The sequence below is a fragment of the Corynebacterium faecale genome, assembly GCF_030408735.1.
Classification (GTDB): domain Bacteria; phylum Actinomycetota; class Actinomycetes; order Mycobacteriales; family Mycobacteriaceae; genus Corynebacterium; species Corynebacterium faecale.
The window spans coordinates 1,694,615-1,710,509 of the sequence record NZ_CP047204.1 but is presented as its reverse complement, the minus strand read 5'-3'; the positions used below and the strand labels follow the sequence as shown (position 1 = coordinate 1,710,509).

At 60.2% G+C, this 15,895-nt stretch carries 14 protein-coding genes; 7 read left to right on the top strand and 7 right to left on the bottom strand.

Features of this window, described 5'->3' with window-relative positions:
• Nucleotides 1–2 precede the first annotated feature (2 nt).
• The 4 genes from secF (at nt 3) to CFAEC_RS07775 (ending at nt 5,778) form a co-directional block, all read left to right on the top strand.
• Nucleotides 3–1,169 (top strand): protein translocase subunit SecF, encoded by a 1,167-nt coding sequence (gene secF, locus CFAEC_RS07790; protein WP_290275694.1) that lies wholly within the window; start codon nt 3–5, stop codon nt 1,167–1,169.
• A gap of 133 nt (nt 1,170–1,302) precedes the next feature.
• Nucleotides 1,303–2,904: a periplasmic substrate-binding domain-containing protein gene (locus tag CFAEC_RS07785; RefSeq protein ID WP_290275692.1), complete on the top strand. Its 1,602-nt coding sequence runs from the start codon at nt 1,303–1,305 to the stop codon at nt 2,902–2,904.
• 3 nt (nt 2,905–2,907) lie between these two features.
• Complete coding sequence (locus CFAEC_RS07780) at nt 2,908–3,465, top strand: adenine phosphoribosyltransferase (protein WP_290275689.1); 558 nt, start codon at nt 2,908–2,910, stop codon at nt 3,463–3,465.
• Between the two features lie 27 nt (nt 3,466–3,492).
• The gene (locus CFAEC_RS07775) at nt 3,493–5,778 is read left to right on the top strand and encodes a RelA/SpoT family protein (protein WP_290275687.1); all 2,286 of its coding nucleotides are present in this window, start codon (nt 3,493–3,495) and stop codon (nt 5,776–5,778) included.
• A 207-nt stretch (nt 5,779–5,985) separates the two neighbouring features.
• Here CFAEC_RS07775 and CFAEC_RS07770 read toward each other — a convergent pair whose 3' ends face one another.
• Nucleotides 5,986–6,339 carry a hypothetical protein gene (locus CFAEC_RS07770; RefSeq protein ID WP_290275684.1) on the bottom strand — a complete coding sequence of 118 codons (354 nt, stop codon included), beginning with the start codon at nt 6,337–6,339 and terminating at the stop codon, nt 5,986–5,988.
• Between the two features lie 379 nt (nt 6,340–6,718).
• Nucleotides 6,719–7,573, bottom strand: a complete 855-nt coding sequence (locus CFAEC_RS07765) for a peptidylprolyl isomerase (RefSeq protein WP_290275682.1) — start codon at nt 7,571–7,573, stop codon at nt 6,719–6,721.
• Nucleotides 7,574–7,717: 144 nt separating this feature from the next.
• On the opposite strand from CFAEC_RS07765, the gene CFAEC_RS07760 reads away from it, so the two are divergent.
• The 3 genes from CFAEC_RS07760 to CFAEC_RS07750 all read left to right on the top strand — a co-directional run bounded on the left by CFAEC_RS07760 (nt 7,718) and on the right by CFAEC_RS07750 (nt 11,477).
• A complete protein-coding gene (locus CFAEC_RS07760; protein ID WP_290275680.1) occupies nt 7,718–8,362 on the top strand; it encodes an MBL fold metallo-hydrolase in 645 nt (214 codons plus the stop codon).
• A 45-nt stretch (nt 8,363–8,407) separates the two neighbouring features.
• The gene (gene hisS / locus CFAEC_RS07755; RefSeq protein WP_290275678.1) at nt 8,408–9,697 is read left to right on the top strand and encodes a histidine--tRNA ligase; all 1,290 of its coding nucleotides are present in this window, start codon (nt 8,408–8,410) and stop codon (nt 9,695–9,697) included.
• A gap of 70 nt (nt 9,698–9,767) precedes the next feature.
• Nucleotides 9,768–11,477, top strand: a complete 1,710-nt coding sequence (locus CFAEC_RS07750) for a glycerol-3-phosphate dehydrogenase/oxidase (RefSeq protein ID WP_290275676.1) — start codon at nt 9,768–9,770, stop codon at nt 11,475–11,477.
• Nucleotides 11,478–11,532: 55 nt separating this feature from the next.
• On the opposite strand, the gene CFAEC_RS07745 is transcribed toward CFAEC_RS07750, so the two are convergent.
• The 5 genes from CFAEC_RS07745 to CFAEC_RS07725 form a co-directional block, all read right to left on the bottom strand.
• Nucleotides 11,533–12,219, bottom strand: coding sequence for an FMN reductase (locus CFAEC_RS07745; RefSeq protein WP_290275674.1), 687 nt, complete (start codon nt 12,217–12,219; stop codon nt 11,533–11,535).
• 13 nt (nt 12,220–12,232) lie between these two features.
• Complete coding sequence (locus tag CFAEC_RS07740; protein ID WP_290275672.1) at nt 12,233–13,354, bottom strand: LLM class flavin-dependent oxidoreductase; 1,122 nt, start codon at nt 13,352–13,354, stop codon at nt 12,233–12,235.
• 84 nt (nt 13,355–13,438) lie between these two features.
• Nucleotides 13,439–14,158 (bottom strand): CBS domain-containing protein, encoded by a 720-nt coding sequence (locus CFAEC_RS07735; RefSeq protein ID WP_290275670.1) that lies wholly within the window; start codon nt 14,156–14,158, stop codon nt 13,439–13,441.
• 83 nt (nt 14,159–14,241) lie between these two features.
• Nucleotides 14,242–15,489, bottom strand: a complete 1,248-nt coding sequence (locus CFAEC_RS07730) for a tyrosinase family protein (RefSeq protein WP_290275667.1) — start codon at nt 15,487–15,489, stop codon at nt 14,242–14,244.
• A 2-nt stretch (nt 15,490–15,491) separates the two neighbouring features.
• Nucleotides 15,492–15,812 carry a hypothetical protein gene (locus tag CFAEC_RS07725; protein WP_290275665.1) on the bottom strand — a complete coding sequence of 107 codons (321 nt, stop codon included), beginning with the start codon at nt 15,810–15,812 and terminating at the stop codon, nt 15,492–15,494.
• Nucleotides 15,813–15,895: the final 83 nt, after the last annotated feature.

Genomic DNA, 15,895 nt, shown 5'->3' with positions numbered 1-15,895 from the left:
TCATGAGCACTATCCAAACCGAGAAGAAGTCCCGGGGCACATTCAACAGTCTGTACACGGGCGAGGGTGGCATTGACTTCATCGGTAAGTCAAAGCTCTGGTACTGGATCACCGGCATCCTGCTGATCCTGTCCATCCTCTTCATCGCGCTCCGTGGTTTCTCCCTCAGCATTGACTTCGAGGGTGGCACCAAGATGAACTTGCCGGCGGCTGATCATTCCGTCGAGGCCGTGGAGGAGACCTTCACCGACGCCACCGGGATCACCCCGACCATGGTGCAGGTTGTTGGTTCCGGTGATGCCCGCATCCTGGAAATCCATTCCGAGCGTCTCAACGATGACCAGATTGAGACAGCACGTCTGGCCATCTATGAAGAGTTCGAGCCACTCAACTCCGAGGGTGTGGCCACCCCGGATGCTATCGGTAACTCCACCGTTTCCGAGTCGTGGGGTTCAACCATCACCCAGCGTATGCTCATAGCCCTCGTGGTGTTCCTGGTCCTGGCGGCTGCCTATATCGGGGTCCGCTTGGAACGTGAGATGGCCGTCGCCGCGATGGTCGCCCTCCTCGTGGATGCCGTGGTCATCGCAGGCATCTACGCCACCATCGGCTTTGAGGTTTCCCCGGCGACCGTCATCGGCCTGTTGACTGTGCTGACCTTCTCCATCTATGACACCGTGGTGGTGTTCGACAAGGTGCGAGAAAACACGGAAGGCTATGAACATTCGCTCCGGCGAACGTATTCAGAACAGGCGAACCTGGCGGTCAACCAGACCTTCATGCGTTCCATCTCCACCACGATCATCTCCGCCCTGCCGATCATCGCCCTGATGGTGGTTGCGGTGGGGTTGATGGGAGTGGGAACCTTGAAGGACCTCGCGCTGATCCAGCTCATCGGCGTGATCGAGGGCACCTTCTCCTCGGTGTTCCTGGCGACCCCGATCCTGGTGTACCTGAAGAACCGCTCGGCGAAGACGAAGCGCCACAACGCCGCGGTTGCCGCGGCCAGGAACCCGGAGCTTGTCGACGCCACCGTCACCGCCGCTTCCGTATCCGCCGGAGACACCCCGCTGGATCCGACAGTGGGTGGGAAGCGAACCGTCGCAAAGCCCATCGCCCCGGACAACCCCGGGCAATCAGGTGGTACCTGGCGGCCAGGCCGAAGCTGACCAGGTCATATTCTGAATCCCGTCACCGTCAAGGTGGCGGGATTTAGGCTTTGAAGGGACCTCCTCCATATACTTGGGGGTCTATGAAAAATCGGGGGAGACTGATCAACATGAAAGGCCGGGTGGGTGTGAGTTGGTGACCAGGAAAGCGCTGGCCGCGGTCGTGCTTGCCTCGACGATGTTGACGGTGAGTGCCTGCGGTGAGGAGGTGGTGGAGCCGGATGCGCATGAGCAGAGCCACTTCGGTTATGCCCTGAATACCTCCTTGGCCACCACCAACGCCGGTTCACTACTGGGTGTCGCCACTGAAGCCGCTCAGTTGTCTGCGCGCCTCTATCCGGCTGTGTACGTGCAGGGGCCATCAGGGCAGATGATTCCCAATACCGACCTGGCAACCACCCAGGTTCTGCCCGGTGCGAACCGCCAGGTGATCTACTCGATCAACCCGGAGGCGAACTATTCCGATGGTGCACCCGTGGTGTGTGATGATTTCCTCCTGGCCGCCAAAGCCGGGATGATGCCAAGCGTTTTTGATTCCCATGTTCCGCTGGCTGCCCAGGTTGAACGGGTTGAGTGCCAGTCCGGTTCCAAATCCGCAACAGTGGTGTTCAAGGAGGATTACGGGGCCCGCTGGCGTTATCTCTTTGATCAGGGAACCATTCTGCCGGCGCATGCCATCGCCGCCAAGGCTGGGATCACCCTCGGGGAGTTGAACCGTGCTCTGACCGATGAGGATGTTGATGCCCTGGAGGAACCCGCGCGGATCTGGAACGAGGGCTTCCGCCTGGAGCAGTTCGACCCTGATCTGCAGGTGTCCTCCGGTCCGTTCGTGATCACAGAGGTGGGCGACTTCGGTGAGGTGACCCTCGGGCTGAACGAGCACTACAGCGGTGATGAAGCTGCCCTGTCGGAGATGGTGTTATGGCCCAAGGGGTCTGAGCTGGAAACGATCGTGCAGTCCGGTAATCTACAGATCGCAGATATCGGCTCGCGGGGCACAGCCACCTGGGTTGATCGTGATGATCCCATGAACCCCTATGACATCTACAAGGAGGTGGGGCTGCTCACGGAGCAGCTCTCCCTGGGGTCAGCCGGGGTGTTCTACGGTGCACAGGCCCGGCAGGCGTTCGCCGCCTGCGTTGACCAGCATGCGGTGGCCGCGGCGTCGTCAAGCATCTCAGGGATTGAAGTCCCACCGGTGGGGGTGCACTCTGTCCGGGCTCAGAATCCCGTGGTGCAACAGCTCGGTGACCTGCCGGCGCGCAATATGGATGTGAATATCGGGGCGGCCTCGGTGCTGGCCGGCACCACTGTGCGCATTGGTTATGACGGCCCCGATGAGCGCAAGGCCGCCATGGTGGAGGCCATCCGGGTGAGCTGTGAGCCGGCGGGCATCACCGTGGTGGATGCTTCCCAGGAAACGGTGAGCCTGCGTGACCTGAGCCGGACCGTGGTCAGTGAATGGGGTTATGAGGAGTATTTCCAGGGTCCGCTGGATGCCGTTCTGCGCTCGGTGGATCCCAACCGGGAGTTCTCCATGGTGAACTCCCTGGGCTCTGATCCCATCTCCACCAGGGACACCGAGGAACGTCTCTGGCAGGAGGTCCCCTCGATTCCACTCGCTGCACAGCCCCGGGTGTTCGTGATTGACCGCACTGTCGGTAACGTGGTGGTTAATACTGACCTTTCCGGTATCGGATGGAACATGGACCGCTGGTCCAGAAGTGAGGACTAAGAAGTGAGCGAGACCCAACCGAGCAGCTTCGCAAAGGCGCGCAACGCCCTCCTCGAGCACACCCGCTATGTGCAGAATTTCCCTGAGGAGGGGGTGCTCTTTGAGGATCTGACCCCTGTGTTGGCCAATGCTGAGGCCTTCGCGGCCGTTGTGGATGCACAGGCCGATGCCGCCCGCCAGCTCGGTGCCGAAGTCATCGGTGGGCTGGATGCACGTGGCTTCCTCCTGGGTTCCGCAGTGGCCTACAAGCTGGGACTCGGCGTCATCGCCATCCGCAAGAAGGGCAAACTTCCCCCACCCGTGGTCACCGAGGAATATAACCTCGAGTACGGATCGGCTGCACTTGAGCTTCCCTCCGAGGGACTGGATCTGGCCGGCAAGAAGGTTGTTCTCATCGATGATGTGCTGGCAACGGGCGGCACTCTGGCCGCTGCACGTAAACTGATTGAATCGTGTGGCGGAGTCGTCACCGGTTATGTGCTCGCTATTGAGGTCGGTGGCCTCAGCGGTAGGGAGCGATTGGGTGATCTCCCGGTCCATGTGATCAGGGATCCCCAGTAACGGAATAGCAAGAGAGGCGTCAGGAACATGAGTCTGGAGCGTAACCCGCAGAAGTCCACGATGGGCGTGCGCAGCATGTCGGCCAGGCTCGCCCGGAGCCTGACGGGAAGCCGCGCCAGGACGAACCCGGTCCTGGACCCACTGCTGAGCATTCACCGGCAGTTCCACCCCAAAACGGATGGTGGTGTTCTTGAACGCGCCTATTCCACTGCGGAGCGGCTCCATGAGGGTGTCATCCGTAAATCCGGTGATCCGTACATCACGCATCCCCTCGCGGTGGCCACCATCGCCGCGGAGATTGGCATGGACACCACCACGCTGGTTGCAGCTCTGCTGCATGACACGGTGGAGGACACGGATTACTCCCTCGACGATCTCACCCGGGATTTCGGGGAAGAGGTGGCCAGGCTTGTCGACGGTGTGACCAAGCTGGACAAGGTGGCCCTGGGTGCCGCCGCGGAAGCGGAGACCATCCGGAAGATGATCGTGGCCATGAGCCAGGATCCGCGCGTGCTGGTGATCAAGGTGGCCGACCGTCTCCACAACATGCGCACCATGCGTTTCCTCCCTCCGGAGAAGCAGGCCAAGAAGGCACGTCAGACCCTGGAGGTCATCGCCCCGCTGGCCCACCGTCTGGGCATGGCCAGTGTGAAGTGGGAGCTGGAGGATCTCTCCTTCGCCATTCTCTACCCGAAGAAGTATGAAGAGATCGTGCGGCTCGTGGCCGACCGCGCCCCCTCGCGGGACCGGTACTTGAAAGAGATCATTGACCAGGTCACCGGTGGTCTGCGTGAGAACAACATCACTGCAGAGGTGTTGGGACGCCCGAAGCACTACTGGTCGATCTATCAGAAGATGATCGTCCGGGGGCGGGACTTCGATGATATCTACGATCTGGTGGGTATCCGCATCCTGGTGGACAATGTAAATAACTGTTATGCCGCCATCGGAGTCGTGCACGCGCTGTTCAACGCCCTGCCCGGCCGGTTCAAGGACTATATCTCCGCACCCCGTTTCGGCGTGTACAAGTCTCTGCACACCACGGTGATGGGCTCCGGGGGCAAACCCCTCGAGGTGCAGGTGCGTACGCATGAGATGCACTACAGTGCCGAGTTCGGTATCGCCGCGCACTGGCGCTACAAGGAGACCAAGGGCACACACTCCGGCGACAGTGAAGAAGTGGATCAGATGGCGTGGATGCGTCAGCTGCTCGATTGGCAGAAGGAAGCCGCTGATCCCAATGAGTTCTTAGACAGCCTCCGCTATGACTTAACCTCCAAGCAGATCTTCGTGTTCACCCCCAAGGGCGATGTGGTGAACCTGCCTGTGGATTCCACACCCGTGGACTTCGCCTATGCCGTCCACACCGAGGTGGGACACCGGTGCATTGGTGCCAAGATCAACGGCAAACTCGTGGCCCTGGAGACCAGCCTGAAATCGGGCGACCGGGTGGAGGTGTTCACCTCCAAGGATGCCAATGCCGGTCCGAGCCGTGACTGGCAGGACTTCGTGATCTCGCCCCGTGCCAAGGCGAAGATCCGGCAGTGGTTTGCCAAGGAACGCCGGGAGGAATACCTCGAGGCGGGACGTGATGCGCTTGCCGCCGTGATCCAGCGTGGCGGACTGCCGATGCACCGCCTGTTCACCGCCACCACGATGAAGCGGGTTGCCACCGAGCTGCACTATTCAGATGTGGACGCGCTGTACACCGCGATCGGTTCAGGTTCTGTCTCCGCACAGCATGTTGTGAACAGACTCGTGGCGATCTTCGGTGATCAGGAGGACGCCGAAGATGCTCTGGTTGCCCGGACCCCGTTCAGTGAGCTGGTCAGCTCCCGTGCGGCCACGTCCGGCGGTGAGAGCGGCATCCTGGTGGAAGGCAGCCCGGATGTGCTGGCGAAACTGGCTAAGTGCTGTATGCCCGTTCCCGGTGATGAGATTTTCGGTTTTGTCACCCGTGGTGGCGGCGTATCAGTGCACCGCACCGACTGCACCAACGCTGAGAAGCTCCGTGAAGAACCGGAACGAATGGTTCAGGTGGCCTGGGCTTCCGAGGGGCAGGGATCAGTCTTCTCGGCGACCCTTCAGCTGGAGGCACTCGATCGTGCAGGGCTGCTCTTTGAGCTGACCCGGGTGATCAATGATCAGAAGGTTTCGGTTACCGCCATGAATTCGCACTGCTCGGAAGACCGGGTGGCCACCGTGCGTTTCACCTTTGCTGTCTCGGATACCAAGCAACTGGGTTCGCTCATGACGCAGCTGCGCAATGCTGAAGGTGTCTTCGATGTGTACCGTGTGACCTCCGGCGGCTAGATTCCAGAGCTATTCTCCGCGGATTGAGTTGTGTGCCGTTCTCCATCATGGAGGGCGGCACCGTCAATTGTCCTGTCCCGAGGCTGCAGGGGGTCGGAGTTGGCTGGAGCAAAGACTGAACCCTCCTGACACGCGGAGTACGCAGTCGGGAGGGCAAAGTTGTTGGCTGCCTGCCCACAACAGATGGGGCGGGGAGCGGTAGACCTGCTAGCGGGCCATGAAGCGATCAAGGTTGCTGGCAAAAGTCAGGATGGTGGTCAGCGCACCGATGACTGCGGTGATGATCTTGATCCAGTCATTGACATTGTCCATGTCGGAGGAACCGGAGGCATCAGGAGTCGGGGTTGCGGTGACAGTCCGGGTTGCGGTGACAGTCGTGGATTCCTGGGTAGTGGTGTCCGCTGGCGTGGTCGCAGAGGTGGTGGTGGTTGCTGTAACGGTGGTGGTGGCAGCAGGGGTGGTGCTTTCATCCTCAGCGAATGCAGGTGCGGTGAGAGCGGAGGCAGCAACTGCAGCTGCGGTACCGAACGCAACCAGGGAGGTGCGAGAGAAGAGCTTCATGTCCTGGGTCCTTCGTGACGAGGGGAGTTATCTCCGCTTACTCTAACGATGTAGCCAGGCCTGTGCAAGCCTTTTGTGATCAAGAAGTGTAATGAATGTTACCAAAGTTACATTTAGGGCCCATCCATCCACTCACCGGTGGCTATGAGTGGAAAACTCTCAGAAAATTGGTCGCTTTATCAGATTTGCTCACCCCTGTTTGGGGTTAAGCTTTCCACGCTTATTGACAGGATACGGCCAGTTGGTGTGGTCGAACCGGCCTGATGATGGAACGGGGGCACCCACGGAGAACACCACCCCCGTGGACGCAGTGGTCCACGGGGGTGGTTCAGGTTTGGGGGAGAGCGGGAGTGGTTCTATAGAGCCTTCCTGAGCAGGCTTAAGCCACGCTGGCGGTCTCGATGAGCACTTCCTCGGCGGGTGCGCCGTCAGAGGCACCACCTTCCACGCCCTGTTCTGCGATGGCATCCAGGGTCTCCAGACCCTCATCGGTGATCTGACCGAAGTAGGTGTAAACCGGTGGCAGTGGGGAATCTTCGTAGTTGAGGAAGAACTGGGAACCGTTGGTGCCCTGCCCTGCGTTGGCCATGGCGATGGTGCCACGCTCGTAGATGACCGGGGTGTTCAGGTCGGCATCGGCAGCCTCATCGGTGGGGTACTCGTTGGCGAACTGGAAGCCTGGCCCTCCGGCGCCGGTGCCGCTCGGGTCGCCACACTGGAGCACGAAGATTCCGGAGGTGGTCAGGCGGTGGCAGACCACATCGTCGTAGTAACCCTCAGCGGCGAAGTGCTCGATGGCGTTGACGGTACAGGGCGATACGGAGCGGTCGAGCTCCATGCCGATCTCACCCTGGTTGGTGGAGAGATTGACCGTGACGGTGCCGGTGGCAGAAACATCCTCAGTCGCAGGGTTGGATACCTCACGGGAGGCATCGCCAGCTTCCTCATAGGTGCAGGAGACAGTGTCATCCAACGCGGTGGTGCGGCTGATGGCCAGGGTCTCATAGCTGCTCTCGGCAGGGGTGGTGATCTCAGTGGAATCATCAGCGGTGATGGCTTCATCCTCGCCGCCCTGCGTGGCGGCGTACCAGATACCACCGACCACCAGGAGGATGACTGCCAGGGAGGCAGCCACAACGGTCATCGGCTTGGTCTTCTCCTTGCGATCCCTGCTCTTGAGTTCCTTCTCGAGCTGGGAGAGTGCCGACTGACGCCGTTCCTTGTTATTGCTCACCGCGATGTATCCCTTAACTAGTTGGAAAGTACGTGCTTTAAAAATTCCTCCTCATTCTAACCATCCACCCCACCTCCGGCAGCCATCTGCCCGACTGCGCCTGCGATGGTGATCACCCGTGGGGTCCGCACTAGACTGCCAGACATGGAAATTCTCGGTTTCGCGGCAGGTCCCTACAAGACCAACTGCTATGTCATTGTCGGTGACGGTGAAGTGGCGGTCATTGATCCGGGCATGCATGCCCATGATGATCTGGTGGAGTACATCACCAACAACAAACTGAAGCTGGACAAGATCGTGCTCACCCATGGGCACATCGATCACACCCGTGATGCCGGCACCCTGGCCAGGCGGTTCAATGCCCCGGTCTATCTCCACCCCGATGACGTTTTCTTCCTTGAGGCCTATAAGGGCAGCGGCACCCAGACCGCCATGCTTTTCGACGCAGACAACATGGTCTCCCCGGAATCCACCGAGGATCTCTTGGGTGGTGGCACCATCACCCTCGCCGGTGAAGAATTCACCCTCCACCATGCGCCAGGTCATTCCCCGGGATGTGTCGTGCTGGTGGGGGAGGAGTACTGCTTCTCGGGCGATGTCCTGTTCAAGGGGTCCATCGGGCGGACCGATTTCGAGTTCTCTGATGAGGAAGCGATGAACCGTTCGTTGCGCACCGTGATTCTCGAACTGGATGACAGCCTGCAGATCCTCCCGGGCCATGGCCCGACCACCACCATGCGCGCCGAGCGAATGAGTAACCCATTCCTGCGTGCACTGCGTCCAAACTGATCCTGCGTCCGAGCAGTGTTGAGAGAAAAGGTATCGTTAGCAATCGTGAGTGACAAGAACACCAAAACTGAGAAGATCCAGCCGTTTTCCGCCCCCAAGGGGGTCCCGGATTACACACCGCCGAGGTCCGCAGCATTCCTCGCTGTCCGCGACACCTTCATCAAGCAGGCACATCTCGCGGGATTTGAGCACATTGAGCTGCCGATCTTTGAGGACACCGGTTTGTTTGCCCGCGGTGTCGGTGAGTCCACCGATGTGGTGAGCAAGGAGATGTACACCTTCGCCGACCGTGGCGAGCGTTCCGTGACCCTGCGCCCCGAGGGCACCGCAGGTGTCATGCGTGCTGTCATTGAGCACAGTCTCGACCGCGGCCAGCTGCCCGTCAAGCTGAACTATGCGGGCCCGTTCTTCCGCTATGAGCGCCCACAGGCGGGCCGCTACCGTCAGCTGCAGCAGGTTGGCGTGGAGGCGATCGGTGTGGATGATCCAGCACTCGATGCGGAGATCATTGCGCTGGCTGACCGCAGCTACCGTTCCCTGGGACTGACCGGCTTCCGTCTGGAGCTGACTAGCCTGGGTGATGCGCATTGTCGTCCTGCCTACCGCCAGAAGTTGCAGGACTTCCTGTTCAACCTGCCTCTCGATGAGGAGACCCGCAAGCGCGCAGAGATCAATCCGCTGCGGGTACTGGATGACAAGCGCCCTGAGGTTCAGGAGATGACCGCAGACGCACCGCTGATGCTGGATCACCTGGACGCGGAGTGCCGTACCCACTTTGACACCGTCACGGGGCTCCTCGATGACATGGGCGTTGCCTATGTGATCAACCCGCGCATGGTCCGTGGTCTGGATTATTACACCAAGACCTGTTTCGAGTTCATCCACGATGGTCTGGGCGCACAGTCCGGCATCGGTGGCGGTGGTCGTTATGACGGACTCATGGGGCAACTCGGGGGCCAGGACCTCTCCGGTATCGGTTATGGTCTGGGTGTTGACCGCACCATCCTCGCCCTTGAGGCGGAGGGTGTGAGCGTGGGGGACGGGCGCCGCGTGGATGTTTACGGTGTTCCGCTCGGGCAGGCAGCCAAGAAGGCGATGGCGGGCATCATCAATGAGCTGCGTGCCGCCGGCATCAGCGCTGACATGTCCTACGGCGACCGAGGCCTGAAGGGTGCCATGAAGGGTGCGGACCGTTCCGGTTCCCTCTACACCCTGGTGCTCGGTGAGAACGAGTTGGAGAACGGCACCGTTGCCCTCAAGGACATGGTGGCCCACGACCAGCAGGACATCCCCCTGTCTGACGTGGTCTCCGCCTTGACGGCGAAGCTGGTGTAACCACACGCTTGTCGACGAAACCCTGTGCCCACCTTCGGTGGGCACAGGGTTTTTCAGTAGAATTCTCACAATGAGGGCCACGCTGTTTGATGCCAGGAGGATTGGTCCTCCTGTACGCCGTGATTATGACGTGATTGTGATCGGTGGAGGTATCTCCGGCGTGCAGATCGCGCGGCATGCGGTGGGCCGGGGACTGCGCACCATCCTGTTCGAGGCCCGGGACTTTTCCTCCGGAACGTCTTCGGCCACTTCCAAGATGATCCACGGCGGCCTGCGTTACCTGGAACAGCGTGATTTCGCCGTGGTGCAGGAAGCGATCCAGGAGCGCCGCTATCTGGGTATCGCCGCACCACACCTGGTGTCCCCGCGGAGCTTCATGCTCACCGCCTATGACTGGTCCGTTCCTAAGGCGCCAGTCCTGGGGGCCGGTGTGGCGCTGTATGAAGCCATGGCGTGGAAAAGGAACCTGGGGTTGTCCCCGGATAATCATTCGCCCCGGTTACGGTGGGTGCCCAGGGACATGCTGCTCAAGGCAGTGCCCTGGCTGGATCCAGAAGGCCTCAAGGGTGCGTGGCGTCATGATGACACGTTGAATGTGCACGCGGAACGTCTGCTTCTGGGTATCGTCAAGGAATTCGCGGCCCGTGGGGGCACTGCGATCAACCATGCCAAGGTGACCCGTATCGAGCGCGATGAGTCTGCGGGTCGGGTGACCGGTGTGCAGGTCCATGATCAGGTCACCGGTGGTGAAGCCCGATTCCGGGCACCGGTGGTGATCAATGCTGGGGGCCCCTGGGTTGCGGAAGCCCTGGGGGATGTTGCAGGTCTCACCGGTCTCCGGGTTCGCCAGTCCAAGGGGGTGCACCTACTCACCGGGGATCTGGGGAGCAGCGTCGGGGTTTTTGTCCGTGGAAAAAATGGTCGACATGTCATCGTGAACCCGTGGCTCGGCCGGACGCTCATCGGCCCTACCGACACCCCCATTGAGGGCACCGCTGATGATGCCCACGCTGATGCTTCTGATATCGATCTGTTGCTGGAGACCATCAACTCGGTTCGTGAGACTCCACTGGACCCGGCCGGGATTATCTCCACACTGGTCGGGGTGCGTCCTCTTGTCGATGACGGGAGCGAAACCTATACGTCATCGAGGCGCTTTGATATTGCCGATCATGCCGATGTCGGGCTGGATGGCCTGATATCTGTCTCCGGAGGCAAATGGACCACCGCCCGGATGATGGGGCACAAGGTGATTGAGCATGTGGTGCAGAATCACTCAGCTGTGCTGCCCCCAGTGAGGTCTTTTGATTCGCGGTACCAGCCGTTATCCACCTCATTCGGTGATTATGAAACCGTAGGGGAGGCCTTCCAGTCAGCGGTACGTAGTCACCCGGATCTGCCGCTGGGTGAGAACATCCGCATTCATCTTGCGCGCCTCTACGGCACAGAACATGAACGCATCCTCGACCTGGTGGCCGCTCACCCTGAGCTAGCCAGACGCCTTGACCCGGATGGTGACTGCTTGGATATCGCGGCCCAGGTTGTCTACGCGGTGACTGATGAGGCTGCTGTTGATCTTGCCGATGTCCTTGATCGCAGGATCGTGCTGGGTACCTTCCGGTACGTCCTGCCCGAGGTTGTTCGAGCCGCCGCAGGTGTCATGGCAGCAGTGTCCGGATGGTCTGATGAAGACCTGAGGATTCAAGTGAACAATTATCTCAACACCCAGCAGGCCATTCAGGACGTGCTGGCGCCTTATCGGCAGGAAACCATGAACTAGACACTTTCCCCCCGGTGCTGAAAGCTATCGTCCAATGCCCGTCATGCTGACAACCTTATCCTTCGCCGTCGTGGCCCTTGAGGAGGTCGCTGAACGAGGTGAAGTTCTCGCCCGGGGTCACACCAGTGTGGCGTTTGCGGCGGAAGGACAAGTCGGCATCCTGGTTGGCTGTCGCGCCTCCCAGGCCCTCTACACTGGCAAAGTCCTGGAGCATGAGGGTTGCCAGTTCACCGGCTGCGCGGTTGACACGCTGCTCGAACTCCACACCGGCGTCGGTGCCGAAATCTTCGGTGGCGGCGAAGACTCCGGTGGGCACCACCACGGCGCGCAGATAGTTGAACATCGGCCTGATGGCGTGATCAATAACGAGGGAATGACGTGCCGAGCCCGCGGAAGCTGCCACCAGGGTGGGCAGACCCACGATGGTCTTCGGGTCGAGGACATCGAAGAACATCTTGAAAATACCGGAGTAGCTTGCGGTGAACACCGGTGTGACGGCGATGAGTCCGTCGGAGGTGGCCAGTCGTTCCTTGGCGGCGTCAAGAGCTGGTGAGCTCATGCCGGCGCTGGTGAAGGAGGTGGCCAGATCGAAGATGAGGTCGCGGATCTCAATGACCTCGATGTCCAGGGACTCGCCACGTGCTGTGACGGCGGCTTCGACGGCCCTGGTGAGCTGGTCGGCTACGGAGCGGGTGGTGGATGGATTGGACAGGCCCGCCGTGACCACGGTGAGTTTACGCATGATGGAGGTCCTTTTATTCTGCGTCGGCAGGCGTGCCGGGGCTCACCTTGAAGTGTGGGTGTTCCGGATTGGACTGCAGGGTTCTGTGGGTTGGTGGGTCGGAGGGAACGTGATCGGGTCGGCGTTCTTCCATGCGACGACGCACCTCTGGAACCACATCGCGGCCGAGTCGCTCCACCTGATCGAGAACAACTTCGAGGGGAAGTCCCGCGTGGTCGATGAGGAAGAGCTGGCGCTGGTAGTCGCCCACCCAGTCGGCGAACTCCATGGTGCGCTCGATGACCTGCTCTGCGGTACCCACGGTCAGCGGGGTCATCCGGGTGAAGTCCTCCATGGAGGGGCCGTGTCCGTAGACGGGGGCGTTGTCAAAGTAGGGGCGGAAGAAGTCCTTGGCCTGTGCTTCGGTGTCACCGATGAAGACCTGGCCACCGAGGCCCACGATGGCCTGGTCTGCCTGGCCATGTCCGTAATACTCAAATCGCTGGCGGTAGAGGTTCACCATCTGGGCAGTGTGTTCCTTGTTCCAGAAGATGTTGTTGTGGAAGAAGCCATCACCGTAGAAGGCCGCCTGTTCGGCGATCTCGGTGGAGCGGATGGAACCGTGCCACACAAATGGTGCCACACCGTCGAGGGGTGCCGGAGTGGAGGTGTAGCCCTGCAGTGGGGTGCGGAACTTGCCCTGCCAGTTCACCACGTCCTCGCGCCAGAGGCGGCGCAGCAGATGGTAGTTCTCGATTGCCAGGGGGATGCCCTGACGGATGTCCTTGCCAAACCACGGGTATACCGGGCCGGTGTTACCGCGTCCCATCATGAGGTCGACGCGGCCACCGGAGAGGTGCTGCAGGAAGGCATAATCCTCGGCGATCTTCACCGGGTCATTCGTGGTGATCAGGGTGGTGGCGGTGGAGAGCAGCAGCTTTTCCGTCTTGGCTGCGATATAACCCAGGTGGGTGGTGGGGGAGGAAGGCACGAACGGAGGGTTGTGGTGCTCGCCGGTGGCGAAGACATCCAGTCCGACTTCCTCTGCCTTGAGGGCGATCTGCGTCATTGCATGGATGCGCTCGCCTTCGGTGGGGGTGGTGCCGTTAGTGGGGTCGGTGGTCACATCACCGATGGTGAAGATGCCGAACTGCATGGTGGGTTCCTAACTGTTGAGATCTTCCAAAATACTTTGTTGATATATCACCAATGTAGCCATTGTTGCTGTGTCACGCAACTATCAGACCTCCATCAGTTCCAACATGGCGCGCATGTCCCGACCGCTGATGAGACGTAATGGTTTCTGATCAGGCTTCCCATGCTCTGTCACAATCACCGACCACGGCAGATCCGGCCCGGTCATCACATCAATCACTTCCTGTGCGGTCGCATTTCGGGGCATGAACACAGCCGAGTCCGAGGCCTCTGCGTAATCCAGAACTTCAGCCACCGTGGTGGCATCCAGGTGGGAATTGTCACCGAGATCAACCGCCACCCAGCGCGCGATGGTGTTGGTGGTCAGAAGGGCGACATAACCGTCATCGCCGTAAACGGGGAACTGTGAGATCTCCGTGGTGCGGATGATGTCCAGGGCGTCGGTGATCGGATCCGCCATCCGCAGCGAGCACACGTCCTGCCGCGGTAGTACCTGCAGGGCAATCGGCGGATCGGTGAGCACATCCCGGATGTGCTCAATCATGGTCACGGTGTCGGGGCGCGGATCAGCGATGGGCCGTAGGTTTTTGTAGGGTCCGTGGCTGATGGCGTTGCGCAGTTCCGCGAATGCATCCAACGCCTCAGACTGCTCCTTGGAGATAAGGTGCTTCTTCTCCGCAAGTCGAACCATCCATCGGAAACTGTCAGATCGCTTCGCGTTGAGTTCAGAACGCAGGTATGCCTCTATGTCGTTGAAGGCCGCCAGGAAGGCGACAGCGGGATCGGTCGCTTGATGCTCGCTCATGCCATCCCACTCTAGTGATCAACGCGTGCCCTGCGCCCCGCCAGCAACACCGCGGTAGGGTGCCGAAGAGGGGCGTCGTCAAGCTATCTGCAGTCCGGGTCCTGCGTGGAACCGGTCAGGGTGATGTCGAATATCTCACCTGTTTCCACGCAACGGATCTGGATGGAGCCATCAGGGGCTGGCCCGGGCTCGGTCCCGGCAGTGAAGGCGAACCAGATGCGGACCTCATCAAAGGGACGACTGTCCACCCTGGGTTCATGGATGATCGTGGGTTCGTCGTGCAGAAGAGAATAGGGCGGGCGCAGGCCACTGGAGGGGACTACCTCAAAGGTGATCGGTTGTGCGGAGCGGACCTGGAATACCAGGGACCGTCGCTCGGTATCCCCGGACATCACGTTGGTGAAGGCCAAGGTGGCATCGTCGAGTTGCGCCGTGGGTGGATCCGTATCGTAGATATATCCCATCGCATGGCGGTAATCCAGACAGTTCGCAGGGGTTGGGGATGGCGTATCCAGGTAGGCCATCTCATCGTTGAGATTGTGTTCGCCAGGCCCCTCCGTGACCGGGAGGTAGGAATTGCCATGGAGCTGTTGCCACTGAGCCCAGATCAGATCGATATAGGCGTGGTGGAGGAAGAACACCGGATCGTTCGGCGACGTACCCGGTCCCATATCTCCACCCACCCACACATGGACCCGGTTATGCATGGCAGGCCCATTCGGCCAGCCCTCCAGCTGATTGCGGAAACTGCCCACGCTGCCCGGATGCCAGGGATCGGTGTCATAGACGGGGTAATCGTTAATGCAGGCGGTGACATCAGCCTGCGTGGGAAGGGTGGGGATACTCAGGCCCAGTTGCCGTCTGAGCCCACCTGGACGGCGGGTGAAGCCGGTGCCCCATTCAATGAGTACCTCCCATCCTGCGAACGGGCCGGTGGTCACCGTGGACTCAGGCCCGGTGCCGTCTCCGCCGATATAGATGCGACCGGCGTCTGGATCGGTATTCCACAACGGGGCACCCGCACCCGCGGAGGAATCAGCGGACCAATCCCAGTAGGGCAACGTGACCGAAGGATCCTTCTCCTGAAGCGCCTGCTCAAACTCCCGACAATAATAACGATGCCAGGGCAGGAATGCTGGTCCGCGGTGAGCTGAGTTTCGCAGAAGGTGTTCGCCTGTTTCCCACGGGAAAACCGTCGCCTGGTGCATGGAGTGATGGTGCTGCTCGGTGAAATAGTCATAGGTGCCATCAGTCTTGATACCGTTCACAGCATCCTGAAATCTCAGCAGCTGCTCATCCGTGAGCGAGTAGATGTTCTGCCTGATGTCCATGATCAATCATCCGACCCTGTGCCGTGGTGATGGTGGTGGTGCCCACCGTGGGGATCCTCGTCTCCACCCGGCGGTGGGTGAAGTTGCCAGTATTCATCACTGGTGCTGATCAGCTGATCAACCACCTCATCCAGGGTGTCAAACTCGACATACATATGCGCGGTGGGGGAATAGTACTTTCCGTTAACGTAAGCGACCTCCACCGGCACACCGTCCAGTGCCAGGGAGATCTCGTTCTCATCCTCGTGGATCTCCACCTGGATGCCACGGGAGCGATAGAGCTCATCGCGTGGTTGTCTGGGAGTTGTGGCCTCGTCTGTCATGGTGCCCTCTTTATGGATTTGTAGTCACTGATGCCGTGTAGCGCATAATCAACTCTGGTCACTGGATCTGATAACCAATAAAA